We start from the raw sequence: 3,410 nt of genomic DNA on the forward strand, positions 1-3,410 counted from the left end.
AAATTTCAGTGGTGGCGATCGCAATTTGTAGAAATTCCTTGAGGCTAAACTTTCGCTGCTGCATCCAAATTGTCAAGGATTCGCCGCCAAAGTCCTCCACAAACATCACGAGGGTGTTTTGGTATTTTTGCAAGTCATAAACCTGCACGACTCCCGCCTCTTTTAACTCTTGGGTGATGCGGTATTCGGTGCGGTAGCGCACCAATTCTTGAGGCGTGGGGTAGCTTTCTTTGAGCAGTTTGAGGATAATCGGCCCTTTATCTGCTTCCCGAATGGCTCGGTAAACCAGAGAGTTGGCGCTTTCGTAAAGCAGCGTCTGGACGGCAACGCCTGGAATAGAGAGCATATTGGTTTTTATGGTAAAAATTAAAGCTAACTCAAAACGCACCAGCTTTGTCTAGAGCATAGCGCGTTAGAAAGGAAAAAATTTTGTTTTTGTAACAAATGTTTAGTTTTTCCGGTAGCAGCCTGCAAATACTTTGTGGTAGCCCCGATTTCGATCGCCTAATTTGTAGGTGCGTCAACAGTCGATCGCACTTTTGCTGTGATTTTCCGCCCACATTACGCAGCCTGGGGTGTGACACAGAATAATTACGCAGAAAACTCTATTTTTAAAATAATAAATTATCGCTTTAAAACGTTTTTTATCAGTCAATGTACGGTATAGAGCTATAATTTATAGCTCTATTGCTGGATAAAATAAGTAAAAACCGATGGTGAAAGTTGAGGGTGCAGAATCTGGGTTTCAGGTATAGCAACCGCCCTGATAGTGACGAGGTTATTAATCGCTAAGTCTACGCCGCAGTTGACCGCACTTAGCCGCCACTACCTTAAAGTTATAATTGTCAGATACGTGATCTGCCAGCTCAAAGCTAATGAAACTAGCCTTTTTTTCTATACAGGGTGCTGCAATGGTAGCGATCGCAGCCACTATTGTGAGTACAACAGTGGTACAAGGACAACCCATTGTTCCCGCACCCGATCGCACTGGCACTATTGTCACGCCTGACAACGGCGATCGCTTGAATATTACAGGCGGCCAAACTTCTAGAGATGGAGCGAATCTTTTCCACAGTTTTCAACAGTTTGGGCTTACCGAAAGCCAGATTGCTAATTTTATCTCTAGTCCCACTATTCGCAACATCTTAGGACGGGTAGTAGGCGGCAATCCTTCTATTATTAATGGTTTAATTCAAGTAAGTGGCTGCAATTCCAACCTATTTTTAATAAATCCTTCGGGCATTATCTTTGGCCCTAATGCTAGCTTGAATCTCCCGGCTGCTTTACAGCTACTACTGCTACTAACATCGGTTTTGATTCGGGTTTTTTCAATGTTGCAGGAGCGAACGATTACAGTACGCTGATAGGAACTCCGAACACTTTTTACTTTAATCTCAGCCAGCATGGAAGTATAGTCAATGCAGGTAATTTAGCTGTTTTGCCGGAACAGAGTATAACTTTAATTGGCGGCACAGTTGTCAACAATGGTTTTCTCAATGCTCCCCAAGGTAATATTATTGTCGCTGCTGTTCCCGGTGAGACTAATATTCGGGTTAGTCAACAAGGGCATTTATTAAGTTTAGAAATAGGGGTTATTAACGGCAAATTGTTGGCAGAAAATGGGCAATTATCTCTGCCTTTGTCTCTTCCGCAATTGCTTGCCGGCCCAGCTAGGAACTCTGCTACTGGTATCTCCGTTAACGGTGCTGGGGAAGTGGTTTTGACGGCGGGTTTGAGGGTGGAAAGCGGGGATGTGGCGATCGCGAGTTCTACTGTTAATAGTCAGAATGCTACACTCTCGGCAGCACATAATCTCACTTTGGTAGAAAGCCAGCTACTTACTGAGAACAATTTGTATCTGTTGGCAGGAGATACGGTACGGGTGAGGGATGGAATTAACGCTTTCAGGGCGATCGCAGGCAGCAATCTTACTATACAAGGTAATCAAAATATTGATATCTTCGCGCTAAATTACCCTAACCCTGCATTCCAATCCTCCGGGGATATCACATTATTAAGTAACGGCAATGTTTCCGGTGATGCTCACTTCGCTGCGGGAGGTAATGTAAGTATTCTCACATTGTCTGGCAACGGTGGCAGTTTTTTGAGTTTGTACGACCCGATTATTAGCTCCGAGGGAGATGTGAGATTTGGTGATTATACTGGAACCTCACTTAAGGTAGAAGCAAAAGGTGCGATCGCGGCGGGAGATATTACTATCACTGGGCCAGATACTACTTTGTCAGGTTCAGCCGATCCAGATGCGGCGGTGCTTTCAGGTAGTGCAGCTTTAATTCTGCGATCGGGCGTTTCGACTCTGGCGAATGCTGCGAATCTGCCGCCCAATGTCACCGCAGGGGAGACATTTTTTGCTTCTGGGGGTGTTGCTTCGGGCAATAGCATCGGAGTCGGAGCGATTTCGACAGCAGGCGGGCCTGTCATTTTGGAGTCGGGAGGCGACATTGCGCTGGATGTGATCGCCACTTCTGGCGGTAATATTACCCTCAAAGCTGCCAACGACATCGCCGTTACAGGCACTCTTCAGTCTAGTGGCGGCAGTATTGACCTCACGGCTGGCAATCTTCTCACAGTCAGCGGCACTTTTACAGATAGTAACGGTGTAAATGCCAGCATTTCCAGCGCTAATGGCACGGGTGGTGGCGCGATTACTATTTGCCACGCAGGGGGCACTACTATAGCAATCCTAAATCATTATCAAGACTCTGATACAATTATATGCAATACTTGATTGTGACAATAAAAAAGGAATAACTTACAACTGCCACAAAAAGATATGGAAAGAGAAATGGCTTTGTTAGAATCTTTCATTAAAAGCGATATCGATGCCAGACAACTAAAACGAGCAATAGCTGTAAAAATGGCGCTTTCAGGTAAAATTTACCATGAAATTAGCCAGATGTTAGGTGTAAGTAATTTTTTTGTGGGTTATTGGAAAAAACAATTTAAAACCAAAGGCATCGCCGGAATTCAACTAGGACATAAAGGGTCAAAAGGGTATTTAACAGCTCGACAAAATACTGAAGTAATCGAGTGGTTAAAGAATAAAGAATATTGGAATTTAGATGAGCTGGTTACTTATTTAGCTCAAGGATTTGGTGTGATATATAAATCAAAACAGAGTTAGTATGAACTTTTTGACCGGGCTAAAATTAGTTGGAAAAAACTCAAAAAACCAATCCTAAATTTGATAAAAAAGTGGTAAAAAAAAGAGAGAAGAAATTAACGATAGTTTGTTTAAAAACAAGGCTGGTATAGAAGCTGGGGAAATAATAGTATTGTTTTTAGATGAATGTCATCTACTTCATGGTGATCTAACTGGTTATGTTTGGGGTCAATCAAAAATCAGAATTGAAGTCCCAATTACCAATGAAAAAGATAGACAAACTTAT

At 43.0% G+C, this 3,410-nt stretch carries 4 protein-coding genes; 3 read left to right on the plus strand and 1 reads right to left on the minus strand.

Translation table 11 applies throughout. The features are described from left to right. The coding region (locus QUA40_RS28075; RefSeq protein WP_333131900.1) for a hypothetical protein at positions 1 to 346 on the minus strand (346 nt) is incomplete at its 3' end. A 529-nt stretch (positions 347 to 875) separates the two neighbouring features. Here QUA40_RS28075 and QUA40_RS28080 point away from each other — a divergent pair. From QUA40_RS28080 to QUA40_RS28090, 3 genes are all read left to right on the plus strand, one after another. Continuing rightward, on the plus strand, positions 876 to 1,364 hold the full coding sequence (locus QUA40_RS28080; RefSeq protein WP_333131902.1) for a filamentous hemagglutinin N-terminal domain-containing protein: 489 nt from the start codon (positions 876 to 878) through the stop codon (positions 1,362 to 1,364). Between the two features lie 74 nt (positions 1,365 to 1,438). Next, complete coding sequence (locus QUA40_RS28085) at positions 1,439 to 2,749, plus strand: hypothetical protein (RefSeq protein ID WP_333131904.1); 1,311 nt, start codon at positions 1,439 to 1,441, stop codon at positions 2,747 to 2,749. Between the two features lie 45 nt (positions 2,750 to 2,794). Then, complete coding sequence (locus tag QUA40_RS28090; protein WP_333131906.1) at positions 2,795 to 3,145, plus strand: helix-turn-helix domain-containing protein; 351 nt, start codon at positions 2,795 to 2,797, stop codon at positions 3,143 to 3,145. Positions 3,146 to 3,410: the final 265 nt, after the last annotated feature.

The organism is Microcoleus sp. Pol11C3 (genome assembly GCF_036701485.1).
Lineage (GTDB): Bacteria > Cyanobacteriota > Cyanobacteriia > Cyanobacteriales > Microcoleaceae > Microcoleus.